The 13,453-nt window shown below is 63.5% G+C and carries 12 protein-coding genes and 1 riboswitch; of the genes, 2 read left to right on the forward strand and 10 right to left on the reverse strand.

What is annotated here, in order from left to right; all coding sequences use genetic code 11:
* Positions 1-102: 102 nt before the first annotated feature.
* The 3 genes from ACY8GK_RS18495 to ribB all read right to left on the reverse strand — a co-directional run bounded on the left by ACY8GK_RS18495 (position 103) and on the right by ribB (position 2,080).
* Entirely contained in the window at positions 103-990 is an 888-nt protein-coding gene (locus ACY8GK_RS18495; protein ID WP_462401772.1) for a polyprenyl synthetase family protein, read from the reverse strand.
* Entirely contained in the window at positions 987-1,229 is a 243-nt protein-coding gene (locus tag ACY8GK_RS18500) for an exodeoxyribonuclease VII small subunit (protein ID WP_196178215.1), read from the reverse strand. Before ACY8GK_RS18500 ends, ACY8GK_RS18495 begins: the two co-directional genes overlap by 4 nt.
* A gap of 206 nt (positions 1,230-1,435) precedes the next feature.
* On the reverse strand, positions 1,436-2,080 hold the full coding sequence (gene ribB, locus ACY8GK_RS18505; RefSeq protein ID WP_462401773.1) for a 3,4-dihydroxy-2-butanone-4-phosphate synthase: 645 nt from the start codon (positions 2,078-2,080) through the stop codon (positions 1,436-1,438).
* A 75-nt stretch (positions 2,081-2,155) separates the two neighbouring features.
* Positions 2,156-2,297: riboswitch (FMN riboswitch) on the reverse strand.
* Positions 2,298-2,389: 92 nt separating this feature from the next.
* On the opposite strand from ribB, the gene ACY8GK_RS18510 reads away from it, so the two are divergent.
* The gene (locus ACY8GK_RS18510; RefSeq protein ID WP_462401774.1) at positions 2,390-3,595 is read left to right on the forward strand and encodes an RtcB family protein; all 1,206 of its coding nucleotides are present in this window, start codon (positions 2,390-2,392) and stop codon (positions 3,593-3,595) included.
* 51 nt (positions 3,596-3,646) lie between these two features.
* On the opposite strand, the gene ACY8GK_RS18515 is transcribed toward ACY8GK_RS18510, so the two are convergent.
* The 3 genes from ACY8GK_RS18515 to ACY8GK_RS18525 all read right to left on the reverse strand — a co-directional run bounded on the left by ACY8GK_RS18515 (position 3,647) and on the right by ACY8GK_RS18525 (position 6,658).
* Positions 3,647-4,537, reverse strand: a complete 891-nt coding sequence (locus ACY8GK_RS18515; RefSeq protein ID WP_462401775.1) for an alpha/beta hydrolase — start codon at positions 4,535-4,537, stop codon at positions 3,647-3,649.
* Positions 4,538-4,619: 82 nt separating this feature from the next.
* Positions 4,620-5,966, reverse strand: coding sequence for a HAMP domain-containing sensor histidine kinase (locus ACY8GK_RS18520; RefSeq protein WP_462401776.1), 1,347 nt, complete (start codon positions 5,964-5,966; stop codon positions 4,620-4,622).
* The gene (locus ACY8GK_RS18525) at positions 5,966-6,658 is read right to left on the reverse strand and encodes a response regulator transcription factor (protein ID WP_196178205.1); all 693 of its coding nucleotides are present in this window, start codon (positions 6,656-6,658) and stop codon (positions 5,966-5,968) included. The genes ACY8GK_RS18520 and ACY8GK_RS18525 overlap by 1 nt, the downstream gene beginning before the upstream one ends.
* Before the next feature lie 364 nt (positions 6,659-7,022).
* Between ACY8GK_RS18525 and ACY8GK_RS18530 the strand changes: the two genes are divergently transcribed.
* Positions 7,023-9,197 (forward strand): TonB-dependent siderophore receptor, encoded by a 2,175-nt coding sequence (locus ACY8GK_RS18530; RefSeq protein WP_196178203.1) that lies wholly within the window; start codon positions 7,023-7,025, stop codon positions 9,195-9,197.
* 205 nt (positions 9,198-9,402) lie between these two features.
* Here the strand turns inward: ACY8GK_RS18530 and ACY8GK_RS18535 are convergent, their stop codons facing one another.
* From ACY8GK_RS18535 to ACY8GK_RS18550, 4 genes are all read right to left on the reverse strand, one after another.
* Complete coding sequence (locus ACY8GK_RS18535; RefSeq protein ID WP_196178201.1) at positions 9,403-10,464, reverse strand: acyltransferase family protein; 1,062 nt, start codon at positions 10,462-10,464, stop codon at positions 9,403-9,405.
* Positions 10,465-11,151: 687 nt separating this feature from the next.
* A complete protein-coding gene (locus tag ACY8GK_RS18540; RefSeq protein ID WP_462401777.1) occupies positions 11,152-11,859 on the reverse strand; it encodes a LexA family transcriptional regulator in 708 nt (235 codons plus the stop codon).
* A 154-nt stretch (positions 11,860-12,013) separates the two neighbouring features.
* Positions 12,014-12,541: an inorganic diphosphatase gene (gene ppa, locus ACY8GK_RS18545; RefSeq protein WP_196178196.1), complete on the reverse strand. Its 528-nt coding sequence runs from the start codon at positions 12,539-12,541 to the stop codon at positions 12,014-12,016.
* A gap of 93 nt (positions 12,542-12,634) precedes the next feature.
* A complete protein-coding gene (locus tag ACY8GK_RS18550) occupies positions 12,635-13,450 on the reverse strand; it encodes a M90 family metallopeptidase (RefSeq protein ID WP_196178194.1) in 816 nt (271 codons plus the stop codon).
* Between the last annotated feature and the right edge of the window lie 3 nt (positions 13,451-13,453).

Genomic DNA, 13,453 nt, shown 5'->3' on the forward strand with positions numbered 1-13,453 from the left:
TAGGTTTGAAGTGGCGGCAGTTTAACCCATTGGAGGGAAACTGCCCATTTGCCGACCATCAGCGACCGGTTTTCGCCTGCTGGCGTTCGACCGGCGCGAGGATCAGTTGCGCCGTTCGACGATGTAGCGCGCCAGCGCTCTCAATGGCTCGGCCGATTCACCGAAGCCTTCCAGTGCCGCCAGGGCCTGGTCCCGCAGTTCGATCGCATAGCCCTTGGCCGCCTCCAGCCCGAGCAGGGCCGGGTAGGTCGGCTTGTCGCGCGCCAGGTCGGCGCCCTGACGCTTGCCCAGGGTCGCGGTATCGCTCTCGATGTCGAGAATGTCGTCCTGCACCTGGAACGCCAGGCCGACCGCCTGGGCGTAGACCTGCAGGGCTTCGAGCCGGGCCGGGTCGGCATGCCCGCTGGCCAGCGCGCCGAGCCGCACGCTGGCCTCGATCAGGGCACCGGTCTTGTGCCGGTGCATGTACTCCAGGGCCTGCTGGTCGAGCCGCAGACCCACCGAGCCGAGGTCGATGGCCTGGCCGCCGACCATGCCGGCCGGCCCGGCGGCGGCCGCCAGCGCCTGGACCATGGCCAGGCGCAGCTCGGCAGGCTGGGGGCTCAGGCGCGGATCGAGCAAGGCACCGAAGGCCAGGCTCTGCAGGCCATCGCCGGCGAGGATCGCCGAGGCTTCGTCGAACGCCTTGTGGGTGGTCGGCTGGCCCCGGCGCAGATCGTCATCGTCCATGGCCGGCAGGTCATCGTGCACCAGCGAGTAGGCATGGATCAGCTCTACCGCGCAGGCCGCGCCGTTGGCCTGCGCGGGTGGCGCGCCGAGCGCCTCGCAGGCCGCATACGCCAGCAGCGGGCGAACCCGCTTGCCGCCATTCATCACGCTGTAGCGCATCGCCGCGTACAGCCGCTGGAGTTTTTCCGATGGCGCCTGGAACAGCGGTTCCAGGGCCGCGTCCACGCGCGCCTGGCAACTGGCCTGGTAGGCGGCGATCATGCGGCGGGGTCCGTGTCGAAGGGCTCGGCGGCCAGCTCGCCGTCACGCTCGAGCAGTACCTGGACCTTCTGCTCGGCCTGAGCCAGTGCGTTCTGGCAGTCGCGGGTCAGGCTGATGCCTTGCTCGAACGCAGCCAGCGAGTCCTCCAGCGACAGCTCGCCGTTCTCCAGGCGCTCGACCAGGGCCTGCAGCTCGGCGAGGGATTGCTCGAAATCGATGGACGCTTTTTTACGGGCCATGGCGGCGGTCTCGGTAACCATTATGAACGGCGCGACACTAGCAGAGCGGGGCGAGGTGAGCAAACGCGCGGGGCGATACGCCGGGCTCGGCCGGCCAAGACATCCATTTCAAGGCCTCGGCTAGCCAAAACCCGGGCCTGCCGGACGGGCGCCCGGGCAGGCCATGGAAGGAGGGGTCGCTGGCATCGGTTCGATGGGCGGCCCGGTCAGGCCGGCTGCGGTTCCAGCATGGCCTGGCGATAGCGCGCCAGTTCCTCGATGGTCAGCACCGGCAGATTGTACTGCCGGGCATAGACCGCCACCTGCTCGCCGCGAGCCATGCTGCCATCAGGGTTCATCAGCTCGCAGAGCACCGCCGCAGAGCGCAGACCGGCCAGGCGAGCGAGGTCCACCGAGCCTTCGGTGTGACCACGGCGGGTCAGCACGCCGCCATTGCGCGCGCGCAGCGGGAACACATGCCCTGGGCTGACGATGTGCCGCTCGTCGGCGGTGGAGCGCAGGGCGGCCTGGATGGTGGTGATGCGGTCCTGGGCCGAGACGCCGGTACTGATGCCTTCGGCGGCCTCGATGGTCACGGTGAAGCCGGTCCCGTGGCGGGCCTGGTTGTTCTGCACCATCGGCGCCAGCTGCAGGGCGTCGACGGTCGCCTCGTCCAGGCACAGACAGACGATGCCGCTGCAGTCGCGGATCATCATGGCCATGGTTTGCAGCGTGATGTTTTCGGCGGCGGCGATGATGTCCGCCTCGTCCTCGCGGTCGTCGTCGTCGAGCAAAAGCACGGGCCGGCCGGCGCGGAAGGCGGCGATGGCGGCGGTCACGTTGGGGAATTGCGGGTGGTGCGAAGTGGACATGAAACGCTCCTCGTGGAAGATGAACGTCTCGGGGCGAACAAAATGCGCGCGCAAGGGTACCGGAAGGTCCCTGCCTGACGCCTTCTTTCATCCGGACTGTGACCGTCGGCCCTGGGATCTCACCAGGTCTGCTGACCCTTGGCATGGCCAAGGCGCTCGCGGGCTCATCTTTCGATTTACCGCCGGTGGGGAGTTTCACCCCGCCCTGAAGACCGCGCAAGGATACTCCACCGGACCACCCCGATGGCAAGTCGCCTGTGTACGACCTATGGCGAGTATGATGGCCTCAGGCACCTTGGAGGAGGCACCATGAACAAGCTCGAAGTCGCCGGCGCCAAGCCGATCAAGCTATGGACCGAGGGCGTGCCGGTCGAGGACGAGGCCCGGCGCCAGCTCATCAACACCGCGCGCATGCCGTTCATCTTCAAGCACCTGGCGGTCATGCCCGATGTCCACCTGGGCAAGGGTTCGACCATCGGCAGCGTGATTCCCACGGTGGGCGCGATCATCCCGGCGGCGGTTGGCGTCGACATCGGCTGCGGCATGATCGCCGCGCTGACCTCGTTGCACGGCCATGACCTGCCGGACAACCTGCATGGCTTGCGCAGCGCCATCGAGCAGGCCGTGCCGCACGGCAAGACCTTCGGTCGTCACGACCGGGGCGCCTGGGACCACATACCGCGCCAGGCCGACCAGGCCTGGGGGCGGCTGGCGGCACGCTTCAAGGCCATCACCGACAAGTACCCCCGCCTGGAGAAGAGCAACCACCGCCAGCACCTGGGTACCCTGGGTGGCGGCAACCATTTCATCGAGGTCTGCCTGGATGAGGCCGACCGGGTCTGGTTCATGCTGCACAGCGGTTCGCGAGGCGTTGGCAATGCCATCGGCAGCCTGTTCATCGAGCTGGCCCAGGCCGACATGCGTCAGCACCTGGCCAACTTGCCGGACAAGGACCTGGCCTATTTCGAGGAAGGCAGCAGACACTTCGCCGACTATGTCGAGGCGGTCGAGTGGGCCCAGGACTTCGCCCGGCACAACCGCGAGCTGATGATGCAGGCGGTGGTCGCCGCCGCCCGCAGGGTCATCGACAAACCCTTCGAAGCCAGCCTGGAAGCGGTCAACTGCCACCACAACTACGTGCAGCGCGAACGGCATTTCGGACGCGAAGTGCTGGTCACCCGCAAGGGCGCGGTTTCCGCGCACGCAGGTGAACTGGGCATCATCCCTGGCTCCATGGGCGCGCGCAGCTTCATCGTCCGCGGCCTGGGCAATGCCGAGTCGTTCTGCTCCTGCAGCCATGGCGCCGGGCGAGTGATGAGCCGCAGCAAGGCCAAGAGCCGCTTCACCCTGGACGACCAGAAGCGCGCCACGGCGCACGTGGAATGCCGCAAGGACAAGGACGTGATCGACGAGATCCCCATGGCCTACAAGGACATCGACGCGGTCATGCGCGCCCAGCGCGACCTGGTCGAGGTGGTGCATACCCTGCGCCAGGTAGTGTGCGTCAAGGGCTGAACTTGGGGCTCGCTGCCCATGCGGCGCTATCGCAGGCAGCGAGCGACTTGTTCATCGGGACATTTGCTCGACCACGAAGCGCAACGAGGCCGGCAGCATGGGCCCATGACCCAGCCCCTCGAAGCGTTGGAAGCGAACGTCCAGCCCTGGTACCTTGGCCAGGTCTTCGCTCAGCTGGCGCGCGGGCCCCTGGCTATCTCCTTTCGACGGTCCGCGTGGGCGAGCGGCTTCCTCGCCACCGTGCATCAGCAGCAGATGTGGCCGCGTTTCACCCAGGCGCTCCTGCAAGCCTGTCGCTTCGCGAACGATAGCGCCGTCATGCCACCACAGCGAAGGACTGGCGGCGGCGTAGTGGCTGAACATGCCGGGACGGGTAAACAGCGTGTGCAGCACGGCCAAGCCGCCGTAGGAGTGCCCCCAGAGGGTCTGGCGCTCAGGATCGATGGGCGCGACGCCATCCACCATCGGCCGCATGCGCTGGGCCAGCAGGTCGAGGAACAGATCAACGCCGCCGCTGGGCTGGCCGGTCAGCGGGTCGAGCTGTTCGGCCTGGCCAAGTAACGCGGGGGTGTAATCATAGGTGCGCCCGGCACGCTCGATACGCTGCTCGGTCTGATAACCTACAGCCACCAGCAGCGGCGCCTGGCCAGCGGCGAGTTGGTTCAGCTGTGCGCTGTCCAGGGCGCCCAGCGCGGCATTGCCATCGAGCATCCATAGCACCGGATAACCTGCCGCGGGCGCGGGGCGGTCCGGCTTGCCGATCCACAGGCGATAATGGCGTCGGCCATCGACCGAGTCCAGGTCGAGCTGGCTGAAACGGTAGGCCAGGTCCTGGTGGTACAGCAACGAGGTGTCCATTTTCTGCTCGTGCTTGGGCTGGGCCAGGGCAACGGGGGCCGCGAGGACCAGCGCCAAAGCCAAGGACAGGATCATCTTGCTCATCAGGAGTCTCATCAGGGCTTTGTAAGGTGTGCACGGCTGAACAGTCGAGATGATAATCAGGACCCTGTGGGCGTAAAGCGCATTAACCTTCTAAACATTCCCGGGCGACAGGTAGCAGGAGATGCAGGCACAGGCCGGGATGGCCATTGCTGGCCCACAACCGACCACCCTGCAGCACGATTGCGCGGCGGGCGATGGCCAGCCCCAGGCCGAAGCCTGCTCCGCTGTCGGGTAGGCGCTGGTAGGGTTCGAAGATGCGTTCAAGGTCAGCCTGGGGTACGCCAGGGCCCTGGTCGCTCAGGCGCAGGTGCCAACAGTCGCCCTCACGCCAGCCCTCCAGGCTGACCCGGCCTTCGGCGGGCGAATGACGAATGGCATTGCGCATCAGGTTTTCCAGCGCCTGGGCCAGGCTGTCCAGATGGGCCTGCACCCGGCAATCGGTACCGAGCGAGCAATGCAGGCGAGCTCGATCCCAGCCGCTTTCGAAACAGGCATCCTGGGACAATGCTTCCCAGACTGAAACCATCATTACAGGTTCGGTAGATAGTTGTGGCTGCTCGGTGTCCATCCAGGCAAGGTCCAACGTGTCCTCGAGCAACTTCTGCATATCGTTCACCTCCCGCTCCAGGCGTGCGCGCAACTGCTCGGGTGTGAGCATGCTGTCATGGGCGATGCGTAGCCGCGCCAGCGGGGTACGCAGTTCGTGGGATAACGTGCGCAGCAGCAGGCGTTGTTGTTCAAGGCTTTGGCGAAGGCGCGCGGCCATGTGTTCGAAAGCCTGCGCCAGTTCGCCCAGCTCATCGCGCCGTTCCTGCAGGAGAAGGCCGGAGTCGTCCAGATTGTCGGCGCGCAAGGCGTCGGCGCGGTCGCGCAGGCGGTTGAGTGGCACGACCAGGTGTCGATAGATGGCCAGGCACAACAGCAGTGCCATCAGCGAGGGCGCGACGCCGTGGGTGATGACGTGAGTCCACGGCGTCAGGCCCGTGGGCAGCAGGCGCTCGGGCAGTTGCATCACCAGGCGGCCTTGCTCGGGATGTTGCGGGAACTCGATGCTGACGTAGGGAAGTTCGTCCTGCAGGCGCCGGCTCATCGGCCACTCGAGCTTGCGCATGAACGTCAGGTGACTGGCTTCTTGGGCATCCAGCGGCGTAGTGCCAAGGCTTTGTAGTTGCGGACCGATCACCGCTGCCCAGATGCCCTCGGCTTGTTCCAGTTCCCTGCGAAAGGCTTCGGCGCCGGCTGCGCCCCCATGCTGCCAGGCCTGCTCAGCCTGTTGCGCATGGCGCGCTAGATAATGCTGATCGGCCTGGGAGAGAAAATAGGTACTGCGCTGTACCGACAACCCCCAGGTCCACATAAGCCAGGTCAGCAGCAGACAGAAGCTGACCTGCAAGGCCGCCAGTTTCCACAGCAAGGGATGGCGGCGCATCAATGTCGTTCCGTGTCGACCAGAATGTATCCCTGACTGCGCACTGCCTGGATTTGCCAACGCTGTACACCGATATCGGCCAACTTGCGGCGCAGGTTGCATACATGGACATCGAGGCCCCGGTCCAGGCGGGTATAAGCGCGATACAGCACTGTCTGATAAAGAAAGGCCTTGCTCAGGGCTTCGCCAGGGTGAGCTTTGAGCGTAGCGAGCAAGCGAAATTCGGAGGCCGTAAGCCCGGCTACCTGGCCATGGTGAATGACATCCTGATGCTCATGGTCGATCCTTACCGGTCCGGTTTCAGTCTGTCGTACCGTGACCCGGTCAAAGGCCACACGGCGCAGAAGTGCATCGACCCGGGCGTCCAGCTCAGCCAGGCTGAAAGGCTTGGGCAGGTAGTCGTCCGCGCCCCGGGTAAAGCCACTGATGCGATCTTGCTCGGCGCCCAACGCCGACATCAACATCACCGGTACTGCCTGTTGGCGGCGTAATTCGTCGAGCAGACTGAGACCGTCGAGCCCTGGAAGCATGATGTCCAGCAACACCAGGTCGAAGTGGTTGTGCTGGGCTGCTTTCAACGCCTGGGCACCGGAAGCACACGCGTCGACCAGAAAGCTGCGGTTGAGAAAGTGGCGCTCAAGGTCCTCACGCAGACGCGAATCATCTTCGACGAGCAAGAGAGAGGTGGGCATGACTAGCCTTGAATAAGAATTTCTATCAGTTACACATCATCCCATTGCGGCGGGGATGGGGCAATCGCACCGTGTCGGTTCTTGTCTGCCCGGGCCTGTCTGGCACAGCCTGTGTTAAGAAGGTTAATCCTGCTGCACCCCTGTTTGTCGTCCGGTATCGTTCGCAAAAAGCAACTGGTTTCGTTTGCGATTGACTGTCATTCAGGTCTTTCTGCCGTCATCCTTGCCCAGTCCCAACACCGCCCAACGTCTGGCATGAGCCAGGACACAGGCTGCTGCGCTCAAGAAAGTGGCTTGAGCCACTCGTAGCGGCGCGGACGGACCCAGTGCTGTTCTGTCCACAAATCCAACAGAAGGGTGTGTCATGAGCGCTGTCAAGGGGAAGGGGAGTCCAGAACGGATTCGGGGATGGCTGGTTCTAGGGCTATTGGCGCCGTTCTCATTGTCGGCACTGGCCGAGACGGTGGCGAACCAGACGGCGGCGGACAGTTCGCTTGATCTGCCGGCACTGACCATCGAAGGCAACCGTCTCTACGACATGCTGTCTTCGGAAGAAACCGGTGGCTACAGCGTCGACGCTGCGACCGTGGGTACCAAGACCCCGGCGTCGCTCAAGGAAATCCCGCAGTCGGTCACCGTCTACACCCAGGACTACATCAAGGATCGCCAGTTCGTGCATCTGGATGACCTGGCCAAATACACCGCTGGTCTGCGTACCCTGACCAACGATAGCGGTCGTTCATCGATCTATGCCCGCGGCTATGAGTACAGCGAGTTCAACATCGACGGCTTGCCGGCACCCATGGCCAGTATCTTCGGCACCGTGCCTGGGTTGGCGGCCTTCGATCGTGTCGAGATCATGCGTGGCCCGGCCGGGTTGTTCAGCAGCACCAGCGAGCTGGGCGGCATCGTGAACATGGTGCGCAAGCGTCCGACCGCCGAGTTCCAGGGCCATGTCGAAGCCAGCTACGGTACATGGGACACCAACCACGAAGAAATCGACCTGGGCGGGCCGCTGGATGCTGCTGGTCGGGTGCGCGGACGTTTCGTCGCTTCGCGTGACGATACCAATGGCGAAGTCGACTACAACGCCAACACCAGCAACAGCTACTACGGTGCGTTGGATATCGATCTGGACGATGCCACCCTGTTGTCGTTCGGCCTGATCCACGAAGTGAAGAACATCACCCCGCACAACGGCTACCCGGCAACGCTTTCCGGTGAGGTTCCCGACTTCAGCCATTCCAGGTTCCTTGGCGCCGACTGGAACTACTTCGATGGAAAGACCACCGACCTGGTCGCCGAGCTGACCCACCGCTTCGATAACGGTGGCTATGGCCGTATCGCCGCCCGTGGTTCGCACCGCGACACCAACTACCTGTATGCCTTCACCGCGACCAACGGTACCAGCGGTGCCAACTCCGAGCGCGCCAGCGCCCGAGACTTCACCCAAGACACCTACTCGTTGGACGCAAGCTACAGCCAGCCCTTCGAAACCTTTGGCCAGATCAGCGAATTCGTGGTCGGCACCGACTACAAGAACTACGACACCGAATACCTCAACGGCTCGACCACCCTGGGGAACATCGACGTCAATAGCTACTCGCCGAAGCGGTTCGCCAAGCCCTCGCCGAACTACAGCACCGAAACCGGCATGCAAGAGCAAGAGTACGGCCTGTACTCCAAGGTCACCTTCCGTCCGATCGAGCGCCTGGCGCTGATCGCCGGTGGACGCTTTAGCTGGTATCGCGGCGATTTCTACACGACTACCCTGAGCAGCGGCTCGACCGCCGAAGACGACAAGCGTGTCGATGGTCGTTTTACGCCCTATGCAGGGTTGGTCTACGACCTCACCGACAACCATGCGCTGTACGCCAGCTACTCGCAGGTGTTCAAGCCGCAGTCGGATACCGATAGCAACGGCCGGGTCCTAAAGCCACGCGAAGGCGATCAGTATGAGTTCGGGCTCAAGAGCAGTTACTTCGGTGGCGACCTCAACGCTCGTGTCTCGGTATTCCACTTGACCGACAAGAACCGCGCCAGCACCGAATACGATGCCGATGGCGTGGACACTGGCTTCTCCGTTGCCTCCGGCAAGACGCGCGTCAAGGGTGCCGAAGTGGAAGTCAGCGGCAAGCTGACGCCTAACTGGGAATTGCTGGCAGGGTACACCTGGATGGAAACGGAAACGGTCGACGGTGACACCGAGGCCACCTTCTTCATCATGCCGCGCAATCAGGCGTCGCTCTGGAGCAAATACACCATCAGCCAAGGTCCGCTGTCTGGACTGGCCATCGGTGGTGGCGTCTCGGCAATGAGCAACTTCTACTCCGAGAACGGCGGCGTGCGCATCGATGCACCGGGCTATGCCACCGTCGATGCAATGCTGTCATACCCCGTCACCTCGAAGCTCACGGCGACCCTCAACGTCAACAACCTGTTTGACCGGGACTATCTGTCGCGGGTGGGCTCCACGTCGACGTTCAACTTCCAGGGGCCCTCGCGCAGCATGACGGTTGGCGCTCGGTACGACTTCTAACCTGTGTAAAGCCTGGATGCGTGCTCGACCATCAAGCGCTGAGTTCATGATTGCCGGCTCCTAGGAGTTGCTTCATGAGCTCAGCTTGGTGCTGGGACGAAGACGTCTGAGCGACGCACTGCCGCGATCGATGTGGAGGTGACGGACAAGTCAGGTCCGAGCAGGGCAATGATGGTAAAGCGGATGCCGACATGACCTGGCTGCTCTATTTGCCATTTCCCATCGGCAGGACCTGCGGCTGGATGGCTGGCTTGCGTCGGTCGATGAAAAGGACACGCAGCCACTGGGTCATCGGCAGTTCCACCAGGCGATAAATGCAGATTGCCACAAGGCAGCACAAGCCAATGCTCACGGGTGTCATGACATAGGCGAGCAAGCCCGGGGCGTCGAACACATGGAAGACCTTGTTGAAGACTTTCAGCACATACGGGTGGAACAGGTACAGCGAATAGCTGGCATCGCCGAGCAATACCAGCAGGCTGGGCAAGCGCAGCCCGGCGCAGCCATGCACCAGCGCCAGAAATGCCACCGCTGCCGGTATGCCCCACACCACCCAGCGTTGCGCTGTCTCGGTCAGGTCCCCGTAGAGCGCCATGTACAGCAGCGCGGCGCTGCCGGTCAGTATCAGCAGCGCACGGGCGCCGTTGCCTGGCGTTGTCCGACGCCAGTTGGCCGTGCGAACGTAGACTGCGTAGCAACCCATGCCCAGGACGAAATCCAGGAGGATCTGGTCGGTGTAGAAGCGCGCCGGCACGCTGTCGAAGCTTACCAGGCGACCCAGCAGCACCAAGGCCAGGATCAGGCTCGAACAGACCAGCAGGCGATGACGATGACTGATCGCCATGGACAGGGCGAACAAGGCATAGAAGAACATCTCGAAGTTCAAGGTCCAGCCAAGAAAGAGCAGGGGTTGCACATACTCGCCCTTCTGGTAGGGGATGAAGAGCAACGACTTGACCAGGCCTGTCGCATCGGCGGTCGTGTTGTCCAGCAGGTTCGACATCACCAGGGCGATGCCGAATACCCCCAGTGTGCCGAGCCAGTACAAGGGAACGACACGGATCAGCCGCTTGGTGAAGAAGTGGCTAGCGGACTGGACGGTAACCAGCGCCATGATGAAGCCACTGATCACGAAGAAGATGTCCACGCCCCACTCGCCGTTGCGGAACAACGGTATGTGAAAGAACACTACGGCAAGCGCGGCGATGGCACGCAGCATCTGGACACTTTCCAGCTTGTCGGCTGGTGCTTGGGATGAAGAAGGCATGGTGTGGTCCTTTCAGGCCGGTTCGGGCAGGACGGAGGGAGGCTCGGCATGACAGGGCGGGAATGGCGACCGTTGGACGTCATGTTCGAAATAATTGGTATTACATTAGCAGCCGGCGTGCTTGGCGAAGTTAGAATTATTTTATGGGGGCGGAGGATGTTGGCGGGCAAATGACGTCAATAAAAATACCTGGGCGTGACTCGCAGCCAACTTAGGTTGTACAGCCCGGTATGCTTTCGATAGACCGAAGTATCAAGTCTCTGCGCATTCTAAGTTGTGCCTTGAACAACTTGCCGCCCGTGCGGAATTACTTCATCTGCAACAGGCATGCCGGCGTTCGTCGACGCGTGACAGCTTTGCTGAGTGGCTTGAAAAATGGGCAGGGTGGAGCGGTGAGGCGCCGGACCGGTCGCGATAGGGCCGCGCAGCGGCCCTCGAAGCACAAATGTCCATCTTTCGGGCATTAAAAAGCCGGCTTGTGGCCGGCTTCTCGGGGACGGTCCTGGCTCATTTTTGGTAAGCCACAACCGCCTGCAAACGATGATCGGCCATGGAGGCCTCAGGGGACGAATGGCTGTTTGAGCCAGCGTCCGGCCTCTGCGATGCGGCAACGGCCGGCAGAGGCGAAAGTGCTGGCAAGGATACCTGCCAGCGACGGGGTTGCCCAGCAAAAAATCCCTTTGGCTGTCATCGCGGACGGGTAGGGCGCAGGTGCGACCACCAGAATACCCAACCGATGATCTCCATCGCCTGGGCCGCGCGCTGCTCGGCCGTGTAGCGTTCGCTTGGGTAGCGGTCGGTGTCCTGGCTGTGCAGATACCAGGCGCCGCTGGGGCCTTGGCTGAGCTGGTGAACGCGCAGGTAGCCCTTGTGCAGCAGGGCGTAGGCTTCGCCGTCGACGATGCGGGTCATGCCGCGATCGATAGCCAGAGTGGCGCCTTGGGGCAACTGCGGCTCCATGTTGTCGCTGGGCATGCTGACACTCAGGGCGGCGGCCGGCTCGACGCCGCAGCCGGCCAGCGCCTGGGCCGGCAACGTCAGGCCGCGCTCCGGCACTGCCAGTAACCTGCCATCGCGGGCCTGGTGGTAGGGCAGGCGGATCAGCCTGGCGTCGCTGCCAGCCAGTTCGGCGCTGATGGCCGCCGAGTCTGTCTGGGTGCTGATCGGCAAGGGGCGAAGGATCGGCTTGGCGTACTTGCGGCCCTGGCCGGTCAGCAACCAGCGGCGGTTCACGCACAGCAGCTCGGCCAGTTCATCGACGCGCGCCAGCGGGATGCCACGGTTGAACCAGTTGTTGACGTGCTGGGGCGCGACATTGCGCTGCGCGGCGAGGTCGGACGCGGTCAGGTTGCATTCTTTCAGGAGGGCCTTGAGGCGGTCGCCGGATGTCTTCATGCGACCGAGTCTAGCGGGTAGCGGGAGGGCGGAAAATAAACGCGAAGTTTGGCCACTGCCGTAGGAAAGACTACAGGGCGCGTCGCTCGCGCGGTTTTCGGCAGGCATGAAAAAGCCCCGCCGAAGCGAGGCTCCTTGCAGGCACTGGAGCGGATCAGCCCTTGTAGGCCGCGACCGACTTGGTGATCTCGGCGCGGGCGGCGTCTGCGCCTTCCCAGCCCTTGATCTTGACCCATTTGCCCTTCTCCAGATCCTTGTAGTTCTCGAAGAAGTGCTTGATCTGCTCGAGCAGCAGCGCCGGCAGGTCGGTGTATTCCTTGATGTCGACGTACAGCTGGGTCAGCTTGTCGTGCGGCACGGCCAGGATCTTGGCGTCGCCGCCGCTTTCGTCGTCCATGTGCAGGACGCCGACCGGACGGGCGCGGATGACCGAGCCTGGCGCGACCGGGTAGGGGGTCACGACCAGCACGTCGAGCGGATCACCGTCATCGGCCAGGGTGTTGGGGATGTAGCCATAGTTGGCGGGGTAGAACATCGGGGTAGCCATGAAGCGGTCGACGAACAGGGCGTCGCTGTCCTTGTCGATCTCGTACTTGATCGGCGCGTGGTTGGCCGGGATCTCGATGGCGACGTAGATGTCGTTCGGCAGGTCCTTGCCTGCCGGAATCTTGCTGTAGCTCATTGGGCAGTGCCCCCATGTTTGACCAGGAAAATTGGTCGCGATTATAGGCACATTCCGCCAGCGCATGCCACGTCGCCAGGCGTTGCGGCAGGTTCAGGCCGGGTGTTCGCGGTAGGCCGGGTGCTCGGCTTGCAGACGTGCCAGGCGCTCGAGCGGATCCTGCCGATAGAACCGGCGCAGCTGCTGGTACACCGCCGGATACGCCTCATGCAGAAGGTCGGGCGCGCTGAAGAAATACTCGCTGGTGACGGCGAAGAACTCGGCCGGGTTTTCCGCCGCGTAGGGGTCGATCGCGGTCTGCGCGTCCGGGTCGGCGTCCAGTTGCCGGTTGAGGTCGTCGAAGGCGCCTTGCATGGCCGTGGCCCAATCGCTCACACGCATGTCGCGATGCAGTGGAGGCAGGCCGTTGGCGTCACCACCGAGCATGTCGAGCTTGTGCGCCAACTCGTGGATCACCAGGTTGTAGCCGTCCCAGCCGCCGCTGGCCTGCACCCCAGGCCAGGCCATGATCACCGGCCCCTGCAACCAGGCTTCGCCACTGTGCTCGGCGTTCCAGGCATGCTCGACGCCGCTGGCGTCGCGATAGCGCTGCGGGCTGAGGAAGTCGTCCGGGTAGAGGATCAGCTCATGGAAACCCCGGTACCAGTCGAGTTGGCCGAGGTACAGCAACGGTAGCTGGGCCTGAGCGGCGAGGAACAACCGCTGGCCCGGATCGAGTTCGAGACCGGACAGGGTGGTCAGGTGCTTGTCATGCAGGAACAGCACGCTGGCTTCGCGCAGCCAGCGATCTTCATCCTCGCTCAGGCCATCGAGCAGTGGCAGGCGTTCGCGGACCGCCTGCCATTGCTGCGATTCGACAGGATAGCGAGCCAGCGTTCGCTGGCGCCGCCAGGCGCGCAAGGACCACATCCG

Source organism: Pseudomonas sp. Marseille-QA0332, assembly GCF_054950175.1.

What these genes read in the sequence shown, in the direction of transcription:
- ACY8GK_RS18495 (WP_462401772.1), bottom strand. Translation starts at nt 990, where the DNA reads ATGATCGCCGCCTACCAGGCCAGTTGCCAGGCGCGCGTGGACGCGGCC.
- ACY8GK_RS18500 (WP_196178215.1), bottom strand. Translation starts at nt 1,229, where the DNA reads ATGGCCCGTAAAAAAGCGTCCATCGATTTCGAGCAATCCCTCGCCGAG.
- ribB (WP_462401773.1), bottom strand. Translation starts at nt 2,080, where the DNA reads ATGTCCACTTCGCACCACCCGCAATTCCCCAACGTGACCGCCGCCATC.
- ACY8GK_RS18510 (WP_462401774.1), top strand. Translation starts at nt 2,390, where the DNA reads ATGAACAAGCTCGAAGTCGCCGGCGCCAAGCCGATCAAGCTATGGACC.
- ACY8GK_RS18515 (WP_462401775.1), bottom strand. Translation starts at nt 4,537, where the DNA reads ATGAGCAAGATGATCCTGTCCTTGGCTTTGGCGCTGGTCCTCGCGGCC.
- ACY8GK_RS18520 (WP_462401776.1), bottom strand. Translation starts at nt 5,966, where the DNA reads ATGCGCCGCCATCCCTTGCTGTGGAAACTGGCGGCCTTGCAGGTCAGC.
- ACY8GK_RS18525 (WP_196178205.1), bottom strand. Translation starts at nt 6,658, where the DNA reads ATGCCCACCTCTCTCTTGCTCGTCGAAGATGATTCGCGTCTGCGTGAG.
- ACY8GK_RS18530 (WP_196178203.1), top strand. Translation starts at nt 7,023, where the DNA reads ATGAGCGCTGTCAAGGGGAAGGGGAGTCCAGAACGGATTCGGGGATGG.
- ACY8GK_RS18535 (WP_196178201.1), bottom strand. Translation starts at nt 10,464, where the DNA reads ATGCCTTCTTCATCCCAAGCACCAGCCGACAAGCTGGAAAGTGTCCAG.
- ACY8GK_RS18540 (WP_462401777.1), bottom strand. Translation starts at nt 11,859, where the DNA reads ATGAAGACATCCGGCGACCGCCTCAAGGCCCTCCTGAAAGAATGCAAC.
- ppa (WP_196178196.1), bottom strand. Translation starts at nt 12,541, where the DNA reads ATGAGCTACAGCAAGATTCCGGCAGGCAAGGACCTGCCGAACGACATC.
- ACY8GK_RS18550 (WP_196178194.1), bottom strand. Translation starts at nt 13,450, where the DNA reads ATGTGGTCCTTGCGCGCCTGGCGGCGCCAGCGAACGCTGGCTCGCTAT.